Below are 21124 nucleotides of genomic sequence, written 5' to 3'. Positions count from 1 at the left end.
TTAACAATTAGAAATGAGGGATAGCTATGTTAGATGTTGTAATGATCGGGATTTTTGTTGTGTTAGTTGCATCGATGGCAAGTCTTGCAAGTTGGTCAGATAAAGTTGTGAAAGAAGGGAAGCAATCATGACGATTGCCTTATCAATTATTGTTGCAGCAATTACGCTGTACTTAGTGTATGCATTATTAAATCCGGAAAAGTTTTAATTAGGGGGAGTCATTCATTATGATCTGGGTTGCAGTCGTTATTACAATGCTATTGTTTATTCTTGTGGCAAAGCCAACGGGAATTTATTTAGAGAAAGCCTTTCAAGGGAGTAAAAAGCTAGATAAAGTATTCGGGCCTTTTGAAAAACTTATTTTTAAAATTACGGGTGTAAAAGAATATAATCAAACGTGGAAACAGTACGCATTATCATTAGTTTTATTAAATGGATTTATGATTGTTGTCGTATATTTCATTTTCAGACTACAAGGAGTATTGCCATTAAATCCAGCACACATTGAAGGAATGGAGCCTACGCTCGCTTTTAATACAGCAATTAGTTTTATGGCTGATACGAACTTACAGCATTATAGCGGTGAAAATGGTTTATCTTATTTATCACAATTAATCGGAATTACATTCTTAATGTTTGCAGCACCGGCAACGACTTTAGCGCTCGTTATGGCATTTATAAGAGGGCTTGCTGGAAAAGAACTCGGTAACTTTTTCGTTGATTTTACGAGAGCACTAACGAGAGTATTTCTTCCTATCGCATTTATGGCGGCACTAGTCTTTGTTGCACTTGGCGTACCACAAACGTTAGACGGTGCCGTTACAGCACAAACAATTGATGGGGCAAAGCAAAGCATATTACGCGGGCCAGTTGCATCATTCGTTTCTATTAAGGAACTTGGAAATAACGGCGGTGGATTTTTCGGAGCAAACTCTACACATCCTTTCGAAAATCCAGGACAAATGAGTAATATTTTGCAAATGATGCTTATGATGTTATTGCCAACAGCACTTCCATTTACGTACGGACGAATGGTGGGCAATAAAAAGCAAGGTCGCATCCTTTTTGTTTCACTATTCATGGTCTTTTTACTAGGGTTTATAACGATTACGACATCTGAATTACATGGAAATCCAGCTTTAAATGGAATGGGTATCGAACATGTACAAGGAAGTACAGAAGGAAAAGAAGTAAGGTTCGGAACAGTATTTTCTTCACTATACGCAACAGTAACGACAGCTGCTGAAACTGGAGCGGTGAATACGATGCATGATACGTTAACACCAATTGGCGGGTTAGTACCACTCGTAAATATGATGTTAAATACAGTATACGGCGGCGTTGGAGCAGGCTTTGTGAACATTATTATGTATGCGATTATCGCAGTCTTTATATCTGGATTGATGGTTGGACGGACACCGGAATTTTTAGGTAAGAAAATTGAAGGTAAGGAAATGAAATTAATTGCGGTAACAATACTATTTCATCCACTGCTTATTTTAGGATTTTCAGCATTGGCTCTTTCTACACATTTAGGAACAGAAGCGATTTCTAACTCGGGCTTCCACGGTTTAACACAAGTTGTTTATGAGTATACGTCATCAGCTGCGAATAACGGATCTGGATTTGAAGGGTTAGCAGATAATACACCGTTTTGGAATATTACAACTGGTTTAGTTATGTTTTTAGGACGCTATTTCAGTTTAATTACGATGCTAGCTGTTGCAGCTTCATTGAAAGAGAAGACGGTTGTGCCAGAAACAGTCGGAACGTTCCGTACGGATAATAGTTTATTTGGCGGCATTTTCATCGGAACAATTGTAATTGTCGGTGCATTAACATTCTTCCCGATGTTAGTACTCGGCCCAATTGCAGAATTTCTTACATTGAAGTAATGGAGGGTAAATGATGAGACCGGTAGTAGTAAAAGAAAAAAGAGTAAATGAGTCACACATACATGCAGTAGAAGATGAGGTTAGACAAGCGAAAACGATGGATCGTGATATCGTGAAACATGCGATGAAACAATCCTTTGCGAAATTGAATCCGAAAGTTATGATAAAAAATCCGATTATGTTCGTTGTGGAGATTGGATTTATCATTACGTTCATTTTATCGTTTCTTCCAAGTCGTTCTAGTAGTGTACCAGGATGGTTTAATATAACAGTTTCCCTCATTCTATTATTTACAGTTTTATTTGCTAACTTTGCAGAAGCATTAGCGGAAGGACGGGGGAAAGCGCAAGCTGATTCTTTAAAACAGTCGAAGAAAGATGTGTTTGCCAATGTTGTAAAAGAAAACGGGAACATTGTTCAAGTTTCAGCAACGGATCTGAGAAAAGGTGATGTTGTTATTGTAAAACAAGGAGAAATGATTCCAAGTGATGGAGAAGTAATAAAAGGGTTAGCATCTGTTGATGAATCTGCGATTACAGGGGAATCAGCTCCTGTAATAAAAGAAGCTGGCGGTGATTTTTGTTCCGTAACAGGCGGTACGATGGTTGTAAGTGATGAGATTACGATTATCATTACTAGTAATCCTGGTGAATCATTTATTGATAAAATGATCTCTTTAGTAGAAGGGGCTGCTCGTCAAAAAACACCGAATGAAATTGCTTTAAATACAGTATTAACGAGTTTAACGCTTATTTTCTTAATCGTTGTTGTGACGCTGCCGATTTTCACAAATTATTTAGGGTTTCAAATTGATACAGCTGTACTTGTAGCATTGTTAGTATGTTTAATTCCAACGACAATTGGTGGTTTGCTATCAGCGATTGGTATTGCTGGGATGGACCGAGTGACAAAATTTAACGTGTTAGCGATGTCAGGGAAAGCAGTAGAAGCTGCGGGTGATATTAATACAATTATTTTAGATAAAACAGGTACGATTACTTTTGGGAACCGAATGGCTCATACATTATTACCTGTAGGAAATGAAACGATTGAGCAAGTTGGAAAGTGGGCTGCTATTAGCTCAGTTTTAGATGAAACACCAGAAGGTCGATCTGTTATCGAGTATGTGCAAGCGAAATCTATATCATATAATAGAGAACTTGCAGAACAAGGTGAGTTTGTTCCATTTAAAGCAGAAACGAGAATGAGTGGTGTTGATTTACAGGACGGAACGAAAGTGAGAAAAGGTGCTGTCGGTAGCGTGATTGAATGGGTTCAGTCACAAGGTGGAACAATTCCGAAAGATGTAAATCAAAAAGCAGATTTCATTTCAAAAGAGGGCGGAACACCACTTGTAGTTGCAGTGAATAATCGTATTTACGGTTTAATCTATTTAAAAGATACAGTAAAACCTGGTATGCGTGAACGTTTTGAACAGTTGCGTCAAATGGGGATTAAAACGGTTATGTGTACAGGGGATAACCCATTAACAGCAGCAACCATTGCAAAAGAAGCAGGAGTAGATGAGTTTGTTGCTGAGTGCAAACCAGAAGATAAAATTGCAGTTATTAAAGCAGAGCAAGATAAAGGAAAACTCGTAGCGATGACAGGTGATGGTACAAATGATGCGCCGGCATTAGCACAGGCTGATGTTGGATTAGCGATGAATAGTGGTACAACAGCTGCGAAAGAAGCAGCCAATATGATTGATTTAGATTCGAACCCGACAAAAATTATTGAGGTTGTAGGAATCGGTAAGCAATTGTTAATGACACGTGGTGCGTTAACGACGTTTAGTATTGCAAATGATATAGCGAAATATTTTGCAATCATTCCAGCAATGTTTACACTTGCGATTCCGCAAATGGAAGCATTGAACATTATGAAACTAACATCACCACTGTCAGCGATTTTATCAGCATTACTATTTAATGCGGTTATTATTCCATTACTCATTCCATTGGCGATGAAAGGTATCGCATATAAACCGATGAGTTCGAATGCACTACTTGGCCGAAACCTACTTATTTATGGGCTTGGCGGAGTGATTGTACCGTTCATTGGAATTAAAGTAATTGATATGATTGTCGGCTTGTTTATATAAGGAAGAGGGGAAAGAGATGGCGAAGAAACAAAGTATACTATCACCAATCATCCGTATTACTTTTACATTTTTAGTGTTGTGCGGACTTGTATATCCGCTTATTGTTACTGGTATTGCACAAGCAGTAATGAAGGATAATGCGGATGGAAGTCTAATATATAATGATAAAAATGAAGTGATTGGTTCTAAATTAATCGGTCAAAATTTCACAGATCCACGTTATTTTCATGGGCGTGTCTCTAGTATTGAATATAAAGCAGAAGCGTCAGGTTCAAATAACTATGCACCGTCTAATCCAGATTTAGAGAAACGAGTAGAGAAAAGTATTGAAGAGTGGAAGAAACAAAATCCGAGCGTTCCAGTTACAGAAGTACCAATCGATTTAGTGACAAATTCAGGTTCAGGGCTTGATCCTGATATTAGTCCGAAGGCGGCTTCCGTACAGGTAGAGCGTATCTCAAAATTAACGAAAATTCCGAAAGAAACACTAGAGCAATTGATTAAAGATCAAACAGAAGGTGCGGCACTTGGTTTATTTGGAGAGACCCGCGTAAACGTCTTAAAGTTAAATTTAGAATTACAGAAACTAATGAAATAGTAACGGTGCTACCTCAATCTAACGGATTGAGGTAGCGTTGTTTCAAAAGAAAGGTTGTGAATGTTTTGTATGCGGATGACTATAAACCCACTTTTCAAAGGCGAACACCAGAAGAGTATTTAGAATATATTCGTCAGCAAAACCGCGGGAAGTTAAAGCTATATGTAGGAGCAGCTCCAGGAGTAGGGAAAAGTTATAAAATGCTCTTTGATGCTAGAGAGATGAAAAAGGACGGTATGGATATTGTAATTGGTTTAATTGAAACGCATGGGAGAAAAGAGACGGAAGACGCAATTGCTGATTTAGAAAAGGTTCCTTTAAAAGAAATAGAGTATAAAGGGAAAGTGTTTTATGAACTTGATGTGGAAGGAATTATAAAGCGTGCACCTGGGGTCGTTGTTGTGGATGAACTTGCACATAGTAATATTCCCAGCTCTAAAAACAAGAAGCGTTATATGGATGTACAAGAATTGTTAGAGGCTGGTATATCCGTATTGTCAGCGTTTAATATTCAACATTTAGAAAGTGTTCATGATATTGTAGCTCAAATTACGAATGTAAAAGTAAGAGAACGAATTCCAGATTTTATTTTACAAAAAGCAAATGAAATTCAGCTTGTCGATGCAACGCCGGAAGTACTTCGGAAGAGGTTAATAGACGGAAAGATATATAAAGAAGAAAAAATTCAGCAAAGCTTACAAAATTTCTTTACGCTTAATAATTTAGGAGCACTCAGGGAATTATCGCTTCGTGAAGTCGCTGACGATATGGACGAGAAAATTAGTCAAACAGTGATAGAACCAATTGGCGTGAAAGAAAAAATTCTCGTTTGTGTACAGTACAGTTCAACAGCAGAGAAATTAATAAGACGGGGCTGGCGCATGGCTGATCGGTTAAACGCTGAATTGTATGTATTAAATGTTGAAAGAGAAAATATAGATTCTCTTTCAGCTGGAAAAAAGCAGACGATTGAAGAGTGGAAGGCGCTCACGAATCAATTTGATGCAAGTTTTGTATTAGAAGAAGCAAAAGGAAGAAAGCCAGCGGATGTTATTATTGAAGTTGCAAAAAGATTACAAGTAACGCAAATTTTACTTGGGCAATCAGCGAGAACGCGATGGGAAGAAATTCGAAAAGGTTCGATTGTGAATGAAATTATGAGACAGACGAAGCATATTGATATTCATATTGTTGCGGATCAACGAGTTTAAAATAGAGACCATCTGTAGGTCTCTATTTTGCTTTTTGTGTGGCAGGGAATCGTAGCATTTTCATTGCATATAAGATTACAAGTAAAAACATAATTGCGCCTAGGAAGAAAATCCAAAAGTAATTTTGGTTAAATAAAAGAAATCCACCTATAAGTGGGCCTGTGCCCATACCAAGATAGCGGATGAAGTTGTACATACCGATAGCAGTTGCGCGTTCTTGTACGAATTCTTCCGTTAATAAAGTAGTGTGAGTTGGCATAGAAAGTCCCATACTAAAACCGTACAAAGATGTAACGATAATGATGAATGGGATATTAATGCTATATGTGAAAGAGAATAAAACGACACATATAATATTGAAGAAACTCGTAATAAATAAAGTTTGCTTTGTTGTCAGGCGTTTTTGCAAAAACTTGTAGCAAAAACTTCCCAGCATGATAGAAAGAGACATTGGTACAAACATAAGACCAATTTCATTTACAGTTAAATGAAATGAATTTGTTAAAATACTCGGTAAAAAAACGAGAAAGCAAAAGTAAATACAAAATTGAATGAAGCCAATAAGAGTAATAGAAAATCCAGTTTTATTTTTTAAGATAAACCAGTAATTCTTTTTTGATTGCGGTTGCTTACTTACAGTTGGTTTTGTTTCTGGAAGTAGTGAAAGGTTTATCATTAATAAAAGAATGCCAAGTATAGATAAAAATAGAAATACGGATAAGTGGCCATTTATACTGCCGAGATAACCACCAATGAGAGGACCAATCGCAGGTGCGAGGGCAAGTAACATTTGGTATAGGCTCATCGCTTCTCCGCGTTCTTTTCCTTCAAACAAATCACCAATAATCGTTGCTGAAACTACAGGTATAGCCGCTATTCCTATAGCTTGAATAACTCTAAAAAAGAGAAATAAATAAATGTTTGCCGAAAAAGCACATCCGATTGAACCAATTGTACTAATGACTAAACTAGGGATAAGGACGGATTTTCTCCCTTTTGTATCAATTAAAGGTCCATATACGAGCTGCATAATTGCAAGAATGAATGTGAAAAGTGAAACTGTGACATTTACAAGATAAGGAGAAGTATGAAAAGAACCTTGAATCATGGGCAAGATAGGTGTGTAAATATTTTGAGCGAAGGAACTGAGTAAGGCACTAATACAGACAACATATAAAATGAAATGTAGTTTGGATTTTTTCATTATGTTAACCTCCTTCTTTTTAGTTTCCTAGGAAACTAAATTTATTTTAACATGTTTTTCTAACTTGTAAATATGAAAAAATGATTTTAAAATGGTATATAGCTAAATTGTTTCTTTGGAAACTTAGGGGGTGAACAGATTGGATTATACAACGAAACAAATGGAAATACTTTCGAACATTCGTACACTTTTGCATAAAAGAGAAGAACATTTGAAAGGACAAAATGAGAAGTTTCTTCGTGAGACAGGTGTAAGTGGTATGTCTTTATCTGAGTTACATGTAATCGAGTGTATCGGGAAAAATGGTCTGATGAATGTAACGGCAATTACGATAGAAATGGGAATGACGAAGGGTGCAATCTCTAAAGTTTGTACAAAGTTGTTCCAAAAGAAATTCGTTGAGAAGATGCAAATGTTAGACAATCAAAAAGAAATTTTCTTTCGCTTAACGGAAAGCGGAAATGAAATATATAAAGCTCATGAGAAATTGCATAAACAAGCTGAAGAAAAGTGGCTGTTACTCTTAGATAGATATACGAAAGAAGAACAAGATTTTATTCAAAGGTTTATAAAGGATGTCTCGGATCATTTGGAAATATAATTGGAAGAAAAAATTCCGTTTTCTCAAGTCTTTTAAATATAATTTCTGAAAGAACTCATATATAATAGAAAAAGATACTTAACATGGTGAATAATTAAAGAGTCAATATATATAGAGGAGAGAGTAACATGCTTGAAAATACAGGGTTAGTATTAGAAGGCGGCGGTATGCGTGGTGTATATACGGGCGGGATATTAGAATACTTTATGGAACAAGATTTATATTTTCCATATGTAATTGGTGTATCAGCTGGTGCTTGTCATGCAGCGTCGTATCTTTCCAGACAAAGAAATAGAAATAAAACAGTAAATATTGATTATGCATCACATCCGAAATATTTATCGTATAAAAACTTATGGAGAAAACGTCAGCTATTTGATATGGATTTTATTTTTCATGAAATTCCAGAAAAGCATGTGCCGTTTGATTTTGAAACATACTTTAATAGCCCAGAGCGTTTCCTTGTAGGAACGACGGATTGTGAAACAGGACAGTCTGTTTATTTTGAAAAAGAGGGAACGAATGATGATGCACTAAATTTATTACAAGCTTCTAGTTCATTACCTTTCATTGCACCAGTAGTAAATTACCGTGGTAAGCAATTATTAGATGGCGGGATTTCAGATCCGATTCCAGTTCGTAAAGCACAGGAAGATGGATTTAAAAAATCAGTCGTAATTTTAACAAGAAATCACGGTTACGCAAAGAAAAAATCAAGATTTGGGTGGGTTGCTGCGAAAGCTTATAAAAAATATCCGAATCTTGTTAACACGATGCTAAATCGCTATGAAGTATATAATGAAACACTTCACTACATTGAAAAAGAAGAACAAGCGGGTAATTTATTTGTTATTCGTCCAGAAGTACCGCTTCAAGTAGATCGTATGGAAAAAGATACAGCAAAACTACAAAGTTTATACGAGCAAGGCTATGAAGATGCAAAGAGACAGTTTGCAGATTTGCAGGCGTTTTTGCAAAAATAAGTATGAGGCTGTGGAGAAGAATTTCTCTGCAGCCTTTTTATATTGCTACTTATACGTTACTTTTGAAAAATGTATGAATGTTTAAGTGTTTAAAGAGTTTGTAAAACATAGGGGTGTCTTATTGAGGAGAATTTATTTGAAGGATATTATGATGAGGTAGCGCTACAAAACTATTTAATTTATGAGGTGATTGTTAATGAAGGGAAAGGTTTTTTCGATTGCGACTTTAATGTTATTAGCAACATCCATCTCAACAAGTGCATTCTATCCAACTTTAAGTGGTCACAAAAGCGGTAACCTACTATCTTACAGAGCTCAAACAACTACGAATCAAAATGCATCTCGCTGTTCAGTAGCAATTTCTTTTATTAATTCAAAAGGAAGTTATTCATATATTGAAAGTGCTTCGGATAAATTAGGATCACATGAATCTGGAAGGGCATTAAATGCCACGGTTAGTAATGGCGCATATAACGCCTTTGGTGCAAAGGGGCTATACTCTGAGCATTATGCTAATGAGAATAATGACTATCAAGAAGATACACACAAAGGAACTTTTGATAGTAACGGTAACTTACGATTACAGTGGTAAAAAATATTCAATAGTTGTCTTTATAAATATTTGGATAAGGAGAAGGGGATGTTCATCATCTCCTTCTTATCTAAAAGGAGCAGAGACATGTATTTAGCTTTTAAAAATATAAAAAACAATAAACTATTTTCCATAATTCTTCTTATGGCATTTTTTATTTCTTTTCTTTCTATATCAGTAGCCGCACTTTTAACAGAGTCTAAACGGAATTTTATATCTGCTTTTCAAATCGGTTTCCCAGAAAAAAATCAAGTTTTAAATGTTCCGATAGCAAATGCAACTGAATTGGATGAGATAATTCCTTTCATACAAGATACTTTTGTGAAAAGTGATATTTACGTAGAGCATTTAAAAGCATTAAATAGTTCAGGTGCAATAAAAATCGTAGCTGTGAACTTAAAAGATGATTATTATTGGACGCCATATATTTCTGAGGGTCAATATTTTCATCGTGAAAATGTAAATGATATGGTTGTTGGTGATCAAACGAATGTAAAGGAGTTATATGAATTTGATAATACATATAAAAAAATAGGCACTATATCAAGAAAAGACAGTGACGTCGGTGTATCAGACATATACATTCCACTTCAAAATTTACCTACTATATCTAAAAAAGGTATTATCGCGAGTAAACAATTACAATTAACAGTTGTTAACCCTACATCATCTATCCATAAAGAAATAAAAACATTTATGAATAAGAGCAAAGAAGTAATCTCAGGTGAGGTTCAAATACTGAATAAAAGAGATTTTCAGGAACTAAATGTAACATATGTAGATCCAGCCAATAAGTATTATTATAAATTTATTCTTGTTGCAGTAGTTTCTGGTATTTCAGCAGTGTTGTTTTGGATTTATAAAAAAGAAAGAGAGATTTCATTAAAAAAAGCAGTAGGTGCTTCTAATATATCTATTTATTGTGAACTATATGTTCAAATTTTGTTTATTTCTCTAGTGGCGATGTTGTTGGTTTTTCTTGTGTTAGAAATGTTTTCTGGAACAATTCATACGTATTTTCAGACATACTTATTAAAACCGTTAACACCATATGTATTCGTATGTAATATTGTTTTTATTATTTTTCTTACAATGTTTGTTACTGTAATTCCAATCAAGCACATTATAAATATATATCCTGGAAAACATTTAAGAGCGTAGGTGATCTTCATGTTTTTTATATTTGATTCTATACGGTCTATGAAAAAACGGTTGTTACCAAGTTTGATTATAGTAATTTCTTTAATTATTTCATTTTCTTCAGCTATAGAATTTATTAGTAATCTGTCGGGATATCGAAAAATGATGACAGTAGCAAATAATTTATCGACTCATAAAAGTTTCTATGAACTTTATGCGACGCAAGATATAACATTGTTTAGCGAAGAAAAAGCGAAAAGTGATTATCAACAATTCATGCAAGGGTTATCTAATACGATACCAATAACAAATACAACAAATTATTTGTTCCGTAACTATTCATTTAGCTTAAAAAAAGAAAGTGAAACGATAAAGACTCTTATTATTGATAAAGATATTAATAAGTACTTTCATATCCGACTTTCACAAGGAAGGTATTTTGAGGAATCAGAATTTCATAAATCCGTATTTGATATTAGACCTGTTATATTAGGTGCTAATTATAAAGAAAAAGTATCCATTGGTGATGTTATACCATCTGGAAAAATGAAGCTAAAAGTAATTGGCTTTTTAGAAAAAAATTCACCATTTACATATCCTCGGAGCGGCGAAATATCGGATAATCGTATTACATTGTTAGATGACATGGCGATTTTACCAATTGGAACAGAAGAAATAGAGTTCTATAGTATAGACCTGTTATACAATGGGTTAATTATAGAAACAAATGAGAAGATAAATATAAATGAATTTCAAAAGAAAGTATTAAAGGTAACAGAAGGTAAGGGGTATTCGTATTACGTTACAAATCCGAATAAATTGTTAGAAAACGAAAAGCAGGGTATTGATAATATGTCATACCCATTATTATTAAGCGGTATAGTCTTATTTTTTTCATTTCTATCTATTGTATTAATATCAATGGCAGCACTTTATAGGGAGCGTAAAAATATTTCTATTAAATCAGCGTTAGGTGCAAGTGCTTTTCAAATATGTCTTCCATTTATTATTGAGTATATATTGTTATTTATTTTATCGATATGTATAGGAATTACGTATTTTCAATGGGAGAATAGCGGGACGATTGAAATTCAAAAAGAGATAGAAACTAGTACCGTATCTTTTTTTGGAACGTTACAAGTTTCTGAAGAATCATTGATTGTTATAAGTATGTTATCAATTGTAATGCTCTTCATTATATATACAATCATTTATTTCAATGTATTAAAAATAAAAAATACATATATGAAAGAGGTGTTGTAGATGATTCAACTCGTAAATGTGGCTAAAGGCTTTGGAAAGAATAATTTTAGTGCGTTAAAGGATATTAATCTTACAATAGAAAAAGGCGAAATGATAGCTATTATGGGGCCCTCTGGTTCGGGGAAATCTACTCTTCTTAACATTATTGGCTTAATCGATAGTCCCTCTGCTGGAAAGTATTTTTTAGATGGAATGGATACGAGTACATTCAAGTCAAACTATCATAAGTATAGAAACACGGAAGTTGGATTTGTGTTTCAGAACTTTTCGCTATTAGGTGATTATACAGTTGTTGAAAATGTGATGCTTCCGCTTGTATATAGAAGAATTTCTCATAAGAAACGTATGCAAATATCAAAAGAAATGCTGAAAATGGTAGGGCTGGAGAGGCATATTAACAAATATCCTTACGAGTTATCAGGCGGAGAACAGCAAAGAACAGCAATAGCAAGGGCTTTAGCACAAGATACAAAGATTATACTTGCTGATGAACCGACTGGTGCTCTTGATCAAGAAAATGGGAAAAAAATTATGAGTATTTTAAAAGAAATTAATAAACAAGGAAAAACGGTTCTAGTTGTCACGCACGATCAAAAGGTAGCTACATACTGCCAGAGGACGATATGTTTGCTCGATGGATGCGTGGTATAATATGGATAAAAGTATATGGAGAGGTGATACATATGGAAAATGTATATAAAGGACTTCGACATACTGGATTTACTATGATGCTTATTTTTGGTGGGGTATTTCTACTACGTTGGTTCATTCAGGATGAAATGCTACTGGATCAGCTTATTGGATTTAGTGTAGGGATGGTAATGGTTGTTTCGTCAGTTTTCATTCAAAAGTATAGTAAAGAATTACAGGTAGAAGAGAAGTATTAAATGGTTATAAGCTCCTTCATATTTTGGAGGGACTGTTATAGTTTGAATGATTGTTATAAAAGAAAAGTAGAGCATCGAATTTCGATGCTCTACTTTTTTAATGTGGTAAGAAAATTAATTGATAAGCGAACAAGATTCCAAATACATACACAAGCGGGTGAACAGCACGGAACTTACCTTTTGCCACTTTCATAAGTGGGTATGAAATAAATCCAAGTGCGATACCTGTTGCGATACTTGATGTAAGTGGCATGCTTAAGATTACTAAGAATGCTGGGAATGCTTCATCAAATGCGTCCCAATCGATGTGGCGAACTGAACCCATCATAAGACTACCAACGATAATTAATGATGGTGCAGTAATAGCTGATACACCAGAAACGGCACTTACTAATGGTCCGAAGAATGCTGCTAGTGCGAATAAAACAGCTACTGTAACAGTTGTTAAACCAGTACGACCACCAGCTGCAACACCAGCAGATGATTCAATGTAAGCTGTTGATGGTGTTGTTCCGAACATAGAACCGATTGTTGCTGAGAATGAGTCAGATAGAAGAGCTCGTCCAGCTTTTGGAAGCTTTCCATCTTTCATAAATCCACCTTGTTGAGCGACGCCAAGTAATGTACCTGTTGTATCGAATAATGTAACAAGGAAGAATGAGAATACAACGCCGTATAATCCGTAGTTAATTACATCAGATACAGCAGTAATTGGGTTTGAAACGATAATGCCTTCTGGTAATCCAGGCATTGATGTAACACCGTTTGAGAATGATAATTGTCCCGTGAAGAAAGCGATAATACCAGTTAATAGCATACCGATAAATAGTGCGCCATTTACATTTAAAGACATAAGGACAATTGTAATTCCAAGTCCAGCTAATGCTAGTAGTACTGGAGCAGAGTGAAGATCACCAAGTCCAACTAAGTTTGCTTCATTTTTTGTAACGATACCTGTTAAACGTAAACCGATAAAGGCAATGAAAAGACCGATACCAGCAGTAATTGCATGTTTTAAGTTTTCAGGAATTGCTTCCATTAATTTTGTACGGAAAGATGTGAATGATAACAAAATTAAAATCATACCTGCTACGAATACAGCAGAGAATGCAATTGCGAAAGTCATGCCTTCATGAGCTTTTACAACAGAGTAAGAGAAGTAAGCATTTAATCCCATACCTGGTGCAATTGCGATTGGTAAGTTTGTAAAGATCGCCATAAATAATGTTCCGACAACAGCAGCGATAATGGTTGCTGTAAATGCTTGTTCAAATGGAACACCTGCATCCCCAAGGATGACTGGGTTTACGACAATGATATATGCCATTGTTAAGAAGGTAATAATACCTGCCATAATTTCAGTTTTAATAGAAGTTTTATGTTTTGAAAGGTTAAACATATAAACATCCTTTCTGTTTACGAATAATTTTCACAACAGTTATATATAATATTCGCTTTTTATCTATTTTGCAATAGTTTTGCATAAAAAGTTTACAACAATTCATATTTTGTGTCTTAAATTCGAATATTAATCGTAACTTGATGTGCGAATTTCAGTTTTTATTATGCACATTATAAGGAAAAGGAGTTGAAAGAAGCTATGCCACAGCAAAAAAACTTTATAACAATGCCAGCGCAACATCAAAATAAACAACCTGGTATTGAATCATTAATGAATCCTCTACCACAGTTTGAAGATCCAAATTATAAAGGTAGCGAAAAGTTAAAAGGAAAGAATGTATTAATTACAGGGGGAGATAGTGGGATTGGACGAGCTGTTTCCATCGCTTTTGCGAAAGAGGGAGCAAATATTGCGATTGCTTATTTAGATGAGGAAGAAGATGCTAATGAGACGAAGCAGTATGTTGAGAAAGAAGGTGTAAAGTGTGTATTGTTGCCGGGTGATTTAAGTGATGAACAGCATTGTAAAGATGTTGTTCAAGAGACCGTCCAGCAGCTAGGTAGTTTACAGGTTTTAGTAAATAATGTCGCACAGCAATATCCGCAGCAAGGACTAGAGTATATTACAGCAGAACAGCTAGAAAAGACTTTTCGTATTAATATTTTTTCTTATTTTCACGTTGCGAAAGCCGCACTTTCTCATTTAAAGCAAGGGGATGTCATTATAAATACCGCGTCTATCGTTGCATACGAAGGAAATGAAACGTTAATTGATTATTCCGCAACGAAAGGGGCAATCGTTGCTTTCACAAGATCACTTTCTCAGTCATTAGTGCAAAAAGGGATTCGTGTAAATGGTGTTGCGCCAGGACCGATTTGGACACCACTTATTCCATCGAGCTTTGATGAGAAAAAAGTATCACAGTTTGGAAGCAATGTTCCGATGCAAAGACCGGGCCAACCATATGAATTAGCACCAGCATACGTATATTTAGCGTCTGATGATTCATCCTATGTTACCGGGCAAATGATACACGTAAATGGGGGCGTTATTGTAAATGGATAGTTTTCATTTATAAGAGCAAAGTAAAGTTAATTCCACTTATTATAGTGAGCGCTAGGGGGGATATAAATGAAAAAGTTATGTTTCATCATACTATTATTTTTCATCCTACCGGTTAGTGCCTTGGCTAATACAGATCATCTAATATTAGTGAACCTTACGACAAACCAATTGTCTTTTTTTGAAAATGGAAATTATACAAAAACATTCCCCGTAACAACTGGAAGAGATCGTACTCCTACACCTGAAGGTAATTTTTGTATTATAACTAAATTTAAAAATAAAGAATATCATCGAAAAAAAATAGCTGGTGGTGCACCGAATAATCCTCTTGGTACGAGATGGCTTGGACTAGATAAAAATGAATATGCGATTCATGGGACAAATCGGGAATGGACAATTGGAAGTAGGGAATCAAATGGCTGTATTCGTATGCATGACAGGGATATACAGTGGTTATATGACCGAGTTCAATTACAGACGAAAGTAATTATTTCTCGGTTTCATACGAGCCCGGAATATGAAGCGAATAAGCTTGGTTATCGTGTTGTGAGCTGGAATGGTCGTAAAGTAGAAGAAGAGCAAATTGGTATGCTTACGTTAGTAGATCGCGTGGATATATATTGGCAAGAACCGAATGGACAGCTAACGAAAGTGAAAATGGTATTGCCAAACGAAAGATATGCAGTGTACTCAAAACGAAAAGATGGAATATATTATATAGGAAACAATTTGTATATTGTCGATGAAACAGGAGAAAAAATTCGTTATGAGCAAATTCCTTCTTCGATTTTAAGTAATATATATAAAAGGAAATATAATGTTCCGTAATGGCTACCGTATTATAGACGGTAGCTTATTTCTACTTCCAGTTTAACTGCAACTATTGTACTTTGCTGAATATAATACAGTACAGATAGGGGGCGGTTACATTATGAAAAGTGAATTTGCGTTTAAAGTTTTCTTAGTAACGACCTGTTTATTTATCGTGTATTTGTATGCGTTTCTCGTCTTTTCGTTTTATGTTCCATATGTTGATTTAATATTGTTCTTCGGATTTATTTGGGCGTTTGTTAAGGCGAGAGAAGGGGAGAAGAGTATATATCGGCGCATTACGTTATGCGGGACGGCCGTTCTCGTTATTTTATACTTTTTTATTATGCATGATTTTTGGAGGGGGATGTAAAAAAGCATACGATTAGTCGTATGCTTTTATATCTGTTAATGATGGAAGGGAGGCAATTGCACCGTAATTTGTACATGTGATAGCGCCTACTTTATTTGCAAAGGAGATAAACGCTGTTAAGTCTTTGAAATGATACGAAAGTGTATGTTCACTTTGGGCAATCTGATATAACATTGCTCCGACGAAAGCATCACCAGCACCAGTTGTATCGACTTGTTGAATAGAAATAGAAGAGACAATGGTTTGACCTTCATTTGTCGCTAGAAGGGTACCGTCTTTTCCAAGTGTAATAGCTACTACTTTTGCGCCATAATTTAATAATTTGAGAGCAGCTTGTTGTAAATCACTCTCTTTAGAGAGCATAGTAGCCTCTTCTTGACTTACTTTTACGAAGTGTGCATGTTTTATAAAGGTTAGACAATCTTGAGAGAATTGTTCTGTATTTGTAATGAGTGCACTTCGATAATTTGGATCAAAAGAAATAAAATGGCCGTTATCTTTCGCATGTTGTAACAACTGGAAATACGTTTCTTTTAATGGGCTTGATAGTAAAGCTGTCGCTGAACCAAAATGTATTAAATCATTCGTTTGTATTTTTGATAAATCAATGCTATTGAATTGATATTCACCATCTGCACCACGCATAAAAGTAAAATCACGTTCGCCATCTTGATCTATGGATACGAATGCAAGTGTTGTTTGTTTATCTTTTATGAGCATGGAAGTGTCGACTTGCGCACGCTGTAAAGTTTGTTCAAGAAAATCACCAAATGGGTCGTTTCCTACTTGGCCCATAAATGTAGCGTGTCCACCTAATTTTGTAATTGCAGCAGCAACGTTAGCGGGTGCTCCACCAGCTTTTTTTTCGAAATCTGAACCGTTTACTAAAGAAACGTTAGTATTTCGGCACACAAAATCAATTAATAGTTCACCTATACAAAAGACATTTCTCATATAATTCCTCTTTTCAGCTTATATTGTGTGATGGTAAAGTTTAGTTTTGCATCTGAAAAGATTGCGATATGATGTTTCATGTCTTTTCGAGGAAAAACTCGGGAAGTAAAGACTGTTGAACCATCATATAAGAAAATTTCCACGATGCTTTTATCTACAAATATTTGTAGTTCTATCGTATCTTGAATATCGATTTTTTTACAGCGTTCAAATCCATATTCTCCGCCAAATTGATGGTAGAAGTTGCCCCTGTCTATAGAAATAGTACCTTGTTCCCGATTAAATGTAATTGGAAAACATTCCTCCTCATTGTGGAAGAGAGAAAGCCCAAAACACTTTGCATCTTCTGTTTTAAGGGAAGCAATTAATTCGTAGGAGCATTCATCATCAAGCGTTGATAATACATTTAATCCAGCTGTTATATCTCCTGAGATTTCTTTTTTTGTTGTTCGTAGTTTTGTTAATTCTGAAACTGGTTTTTGTTTTAAGATGTTATCTTCTAATGTTAATTCACGTGGAATTGTTAGGCAATGAGCCCACATATAATCATCAGAAGGATATGTGATTTCACTTGATCCTGCCCAAGCAAACAATAGGCGACGACTAGTAAAGTCTTCTAAAGTTTGAGGAGCATAAAAATCGAATCCTTTATCAACTTCGTAATAGGAATCAACATGGAAATATAAATTTTTAATATCGAAATGGCCTATAGCATAAACGACATTGTATACATTGTGAAAGTTTTCTCCGTCTTTTTCAATTCCTTGCGGTGAAAAGAGAAGTACATCTTTCCCTGATAATTGGAAGTAATCGGGGCATTCCCACATAAATCCAAATTCTTTTAAATTTGTTGTAATTTCGCCTTGGAAATGCCAATTGTATAGGTCTTGTGATTTGTATAGTAATAGAGTTCCTGTTTTATTTTCACGTTGGGCACCGAGTAACATATAGTACATATCATTATGTTTCCAGACTTTTGGATCACGTACATGTTTTGTATATCCGTCAGGAATTATATCAATAACGGGATTATTACTATATTTCGTCATCGTATATTGTGAATCCATTGTTGCCATACATTGTTTTGCATCACGGGAATCATCAGGATTTTTTATATTCCCTGTATAAAGTAAATGAAGAAAGCCATCTTTTACGATAGCACTACCAGAATATGCACCGTGTGATTCATAGCTTTCAGTAGGGATGATGGCTACAGGCATACGCTCCCAGTTAATAAGGTCTTTTGACTTCACATGCCCCCAATGCTTCATTCCATGAATGGGACCAAATGGATACCATTGATAAAAAACGTGATATTCATCATTGTAGTATGATACACCGTTAGGATCATTCATTAATCCAAATGGTGGATGGATATGATAAATTGGTTTCCATGAATCTTGGTTTGCAATTTCATATAAAGAATGTAATTCGTCTTTATTAGATTGCAGTATTGTTTTATATTTTGACATAGTTTTTACCCCGTTATTATTTACTTTCTTTATATAAAATGAATGTGGCAACAAAAGCAGTGATAACTGCAATAGTGAAGCCAATTATATAGTGAATCATGTTCATCATGCCAAGAGGTGCAACAATTGTAAGCATCGGAATACCTGTTAAACCGTATGCATTAGCCGCCACTTGCATCCAAACAACGTAAGCGCCTCCAATTGCGCCGCCAATAGCGGCTGCAATAAATGGTTTACCAAGTTTTAAATTGACCCCAAAAATAGCTGGTTCCGTAATTCCTAAAAATGCTGAGGCTGCTGCGGGAATTGCAATTTCTTTCGTTTTTTTGTTTTTTGTTTTGAAATAAACTGCTAAAGTAGCACCGCCCTGTGCAACGTTCGCCATTGACCAAATAGGGAGTAAGAAATTGACACCGATATCTTTATTTGCAAGTAAGCCCGCTTCAATAGCGTGGAAGCTATGATGTAAGCCAGTAAGAACGATTGTTGAATACAATCCGCCGAATATAAGTCCAGCTACTGGTCCTGCAAATTGATAAATTGTATTTAAAAGGTACGTAATGCCGTCACCGATTTTATATCCAATTGGTCCGATAATAATAAGTGATAAAAAGCCAGTTATAATAATTGTTAAGAATGGTGTAACTAATAAATCTAAAGAGTTCGGAACACGTTTTCGAAGTTCTTTTTCAATTGTACTCATAACATATACGCATAATAAAATAGGTAAAACAGTACCTTGATAGCCAATCATATCAATATCCATACCAAGGAAATGTAAAACAGTTGGTTTTGCATTTGAAAGAGTCCAAGGGTTTGTTAAGCTTGGATGAGTTAATATACCACCAACAACTGCACCTAAGAAAATATTTCCACCAAATTCTTTAGCGGCACTCACTCCAATTAAAATAGGTAAAATAATGAAAGCTGCACTTGAGAACATATCAAGTAATTGGATAAGTGAGTGATCTCCAGGAACTAATTTAAACGCTTTCAACATTCCGAGTAGACCCATAAGTAAACCGCTTGCGACGATAGCTGGAATAATTGGAACAAAAATATTGGATAGTGTCTTTGCTAGGCGGGCGATAGGATTCATTTTTTTCTTAGGTATATCGTTTGATGTTGTAGAATCTAGTTCGGCTATCCCAATTAGTTTTGAGAATTCATCATATACTTTGTTTACTATGCCAGTTCCAAAAATAATTTGATATTGCTCGGTCGTTGCGAAAGCACCTTTTACTCCATCGATGTTTTCGATTTCTGCAGCGTTTATTTTCGTATCATCCTTTAATATAAGACGAAGGCGAGTCGCGCAATGTGTGGCACGAACAATGTTTTCCTTTCCACCAATGTTCTGTAATACTTGAGTTGCAATTTGTTTCATATCCATAAAAATTCCCCCTTACTATAAATTCTCTTTTATGGAACCGGTTCCGTAATAAGTTAAAATAAAAAACAGGGAAATGATGTTGAAAATCCTGTTTTTAAAATGTGGAACCGGTTTTAATTTTATTATAGAGCGCCTTTATATTTTGTCAACGCTTTCTTGGATTTTTAATGTATAACGAGAGTGTAATATTTTTGGTATAGTTTTGTTTTCAACAAGCTGTGAAAGAGAAGTGGCAGCAAGCTTTCCAGCATACTCATAGTCAAACGCAATTGTCGTTAAGCTAGGGTGTACCATTTCTGAAATATCATATCCCCCAAATCCTGTTACAGAAATATCACCTGGTACAGAAAGGGAGTGGGAGTGAATAACTTTCATTGCGCCAAGAGCGATATTATCTGTAGCACATACGATAAGAGTTGGGCGATTATTATCTAAAATATGTTGTACTTGTTTCATGGCATCTTCTATTTGGAAAGATGTTTCGTAATAACAAACACTGCAAGTTGGTTCTAAATTTTCAATGGCTTTTTGAAAACCGTTTTTTCGATTTATACCAACAGAAATATCATCTTTTTCTACTCCTAAATAGGCGATATTTCTATGACCTTGTGATAATACGTATGCTCCTAACTCATAAGCTGCATCATAATCATCATGAACGAGGCAATATTGATCTTTATATTCTTGCCCAACGAATAAAATAGGGATATTTGAATTAGCAATAATTTGTTGATGCTTATTTGTTAAAGTTTTGGTTAATAAAATAATGCCAGCTACTCTTTGTTTTATAAAGTTTTCCATTGCTTGTATTTCAGTTTCAATTGTTTGATTTGCATTTGCTACAAGCATTTGATAGTTATTTTCCTGTAACGTATTATCAATCCCGATAAGTGTTTTCATTGTAGCGAAGGAGTCTAATCGGGGGATAATAACACCAATTAAATTTGTTGTTTTTGCTTTTAAGCTTTGAGCAAATGTATTGGGAGAAAAATTTGTTTCTTGAATAATACTTTCGATTTTAAGTTTTGTTTTATCACTTACATATCCACCGTTTAAGTAACGAGAAACTGTGCTTTTTGCAACTCCAGCCAATTTGGCGATATCTGCAATTGTTTTAGCCATAGTATTTCACCTTCGTATTCATAAAAATGTTAACTTTATTATAGGGAGAATTAGA

General features: G+C 35.1%; 22 protein-coding genes. 16 read left to right on the top strand and 6 right to left on the bottom strand.

Features of this window, described 5'->3' with window-relative positions; translation table 11 throughout:
* Window positions 1-26 precede the first annotated feature (26 nt).
* The 6 genes from ACTFSI_RS20175 to kdpDN are packed head-to-tail and all read left to right on the top strand — an operon-like array spanning window position 27 to window position 5808.
* Entirely contained in the window at window positions 27-131 is a 105-nt protein-coding gene (locus ACTFSI_RS20175) for a SipW-dependent-type signal peptide-containing protein (protein ID WP_000887889.1), read from the top strand.
* Window positions 128-208 (top strand): K(+)-transporting ATPase subunit F, encoded by an 81-nt coding sequence (gene kdpF, locus ACTFSI_RS20170; protein ID WP_138322628.1) that lies wholly within the window; start codon window positions 128-130, stop codon window positions 206-208. The genes ACTFSI_RS20175 and kdpF overlap by 4 nt, the downstream gene beginning before the upstream one ends.
* A 19-nt stretch (window positions 209-227) precedes the next feature.
* Window positions 228-1895, top strand: coding sequence for a potassium-transporting ATPase subunit KdpA (gene kdpA / locus ACTFSI_RS20165; protein ID WP_000638352.1), 1668 nt, complete (start codon window positions 228-230; stop codon window positions 1893-1895).
* 13 nt (window positions 1896-1908) lie between these two features.
* Entirely contained in the window at window positions 1909-3999 is a 2091-nt protein-coding gene (gene kdpB / locus ACTFSI_RS20160) for a potassium-transporting ATPase subunit KdpB (RefSeq protein WP_001248013.1), read from the top strand.
* Between the two features lie 16 nt (window positions 4000-4015).
* Window positions 4016-4597: a K(+)-transporting ATPase subunit C gene (kdpC, locus tag ACTFSI_RS20155; RefSeq protein WP_001085556.1), complete on the top strand. Its 582-nt coding sequence runs from the start codon at window positions 4016-4018 to the stop codon at window positions 4595-4597.
* A 56-nt stretch (window positions 4598-4653) separates the two neighbouring features.
* The gene (kdpDN, locus tag ACTFSI_RS20150; RefSeq protein WP_138322463.1) at window positions 4654-5808 is read left to right on the top strand and encodes a KdpD-like non-kinase potassium sensor; all 1155 of its coding nucleotides are present in this window, start codon (window positions 4654-4656) and stop codon (window positions 5806-5808) included.
* Window positions 5809-5830: 22 nt separating this feature from the next.
* On the opposite strand, the gene ACTFSI_RS20145 is transcribed toward kdpDN, so the two are convergent.
* On the bottom strand, window positions 5831-7012 hold the full coding sequence (locus ACTFSI_RS20145) for an MFS transporter (protein WP_138322462.1): 1182 nt from the start codon (window positions 7010-7012) through the stop codon (window positions 5831-5833).
* Window positions 7013-7151: 139 nt separating this feature from the next.
* Between ACTFSI_RS20145 and ACTFSI_RS20140 the strand changes: the two genes are divergently transcribed.
* From ACTFSI_RS20140 to ACTFSI_RS20110, 7 genes are all read left to right on the top strand, one after another.
* A complete protein-coding gene (locus ACTFSI_RS20140; protein WP_138322461.1) occupies window positions 7152-7613 on the top strand; it encodes a MarR family transcriptional regulator in 462 nt (153 codons plus the stop codon).
* A 128-nt stretch (window positions 7614-7741) separates the two neighbouring features.
* Window positions 7742-8596: a patatin-like phospholipase family protein gene (locus tag ACTFSI_RS20135; protein ID WP_000892683.1), complete on the top strand. Its 855-nt coding sequence runs from the start codon at window positions 7742-7744 to the stop codon at window positions 8594-8596.
* Window positions 8597-8792: 196 nt separating this feature from the next.
* Complete coding sequence (locus tag ACTFSI_RS20130; protein ID WP_000676979.1) at window positions 8793-9188, top strand: hypothetical protein; 396 nt, start codon at window positions 8793-8795, stop codon at window positions 9186-9188.
* A gap of 87 nt (window positions 9189-9275) precedes the next feature.
* On the top strand, window positions 9276-10349 hold the full coding sequence (locus tag ACTFSI_RS20125) for an ABC transporter permease (RefSeq protein WP_000280206.1): 1074 nt from the start codon (window positions 9276-9278) through the stop codon (window positions 10347-10349).
* Window positions 10350-10358: 9 nt separating this feature from the next.
* A complete protein-coding gene (locus ACTFSI_RS20120; RefSeq protein WP_440045600.1) occupies window positions 10359-11591 on the top strand; it encodes an ABC transporter permease in 1233 nt (410 codons plus the stop codon).
* Entirely contained in the window at window positions 11592-12242 is a 651-nt protein-coding gene (locus ACTFSI_RS20115) for an ABC transporter ATP-binding protein (RefSeq protein WP_000615501.1), read from the top strand.
* Entirely contained in the window at window positions 12230-12478 is a 249-nt protein-coding gene (locus ACTFSI_RS20110) for a hypothetical protein (RefSeq protein WP_014481573.1), read from the top strand. Before ACTFSI_RS20115 ends, ACTFSI_RS20110 begins: the two co-directional genes overlap by 13 nt.
* A gap of 97 nt (window positions 12479-12575) precedes the next feature.
* Here the strand turns inward: ACTFSI_RS20110 and ACTFSI_RS20105 are convergent, their stop codons facing one another.
* Entirely contained in the window at window positions 12576-13877 is a 1302-nt protein-coding gene (locus tag ACTFSI_RS20105; RefSeq protein ID WP_000482726.1) for an NCS2 family permease, read from the bottom strand.
* A 201-nt stretch (window positions 13878-14078) separates the two neighbouring features.
* Here ACTFSI_RS20105 and ACTFSI_RS20100 point away from each other — a divergent pair, with 201 nt between their 5' ends.
* From ACTFSI_RS20100 to ACTFSI_RS20090, 3 genes are all read left to right on the top strand, one after another.
* On the top strand, window positions 14079-14945 hold the full coding sequence (locus tag ACTFSI_RS20100; protein ID WP_139895764.1) for an SDR family oxidoreductase: 867 nt from the start codon (window positions 14079-14081) through the stop codon (window positions 14943-14945).
* 66 nt (window positions 14946-15011) lie between these two features.
* Window positions 15012-15773 carry a L,D-transpeptidase gene (locus ACTFSI_RS20095; RefSeq protein WP_000732014.1) on the top strand — a complete coding sequence of 254 codons (762 nt, stop codon included), beginning with the start codon at window positions 15012-15014 and terminating at the stop codon, window positions 15771-15773.
* A 103-nt stretch (window positions 15774-15876) separates the two neighbouring features.
* The gene (locus tag ACTFSI_RS20090) at window positions 15877-16128 is read left to right on the top strand and encodes a hypothetical protein (protein ID WP_000834195.1); all 252 of its coding nucleotides are present in this window, start codon (window positions 15877-15879) and stop codon (window positions 16126-16128) included.
* Window positions 16129-16140: 12 nt separating this feature from the next.
* On the opposite strand, the gene ACTFSI_RS20085 is transcribed toward ACTFSI_RS20090, so the two are convergent.
* The 4 genes from ACTFSI_RS20085 to ACTFSI_RS20070 form a co-directional block, all read right to left on the bottom strand.
* The gene (locus tag ACTFSI_RS20085; RefSeq protein WP_440045599.1) at window positions 16141-17082 is read right to left on the bottom strand and encodes a carbohydrate kinase family protein; all 942 of its coding nucleotides are present in this window, start codon (window positions 17080-17082) and stop codon (window positions 16141-16143) included.
* Complete coding sequence (gene scrB, locus ACTFSI_RS20080) at window positions 17079-18554, bottom strand: beta-fructofuranosidase (protein ID WP_440045598.1); 1476 nt, start codon at window positions 18552-18554, stop codon at window positions 17079-17081. Before scrB ends, ACTFSI_RS20085 begins: the two co-directional genes overlap by 4 nt.
* Before the next feature lie 16 nt (window positions 18555-18570).
* Window positions 18571-19947 carry a sucrose-specific PTS transporter subunit IIBC gene (locus tag ACTFSI_RS20075; protein ID WP_000367325.1) on the bottom strand — a complete coding sequence of 459 codons (1377 nt, stop codon included), beginning with the start codon at window positions 19945-19947 and terminating at the stop codon, window positions 18571-18573.
* 135 nt (window positions 19948-20082) lie between these two features.
* Window positions 20083-21069, bottom strand: coding sequence for a LacI family DNA-binding transcriptional regulator (locus ACTFSI_RS20070; protein WP_001140405.1), 987 nt, complete (start codon window positions 21067-21069; stop codon window positions 20083-20085).
* Window positions 21070-21124: the final 55 nt, after the last annotated feature.

The sequence above is a fragment of the Bacillus cereus group sp. MYBK101-2 genome (assembly GCF_051918845.1).
GTDB lineage: Bacteria > Bacillota > Bacilli > Bacillales > Bacillaceae_G > Bacillus_A > Bacillus_A paranthracis.
This window is presented reverse-complemented; position numbering and strand designations above follow the sequence as displayed.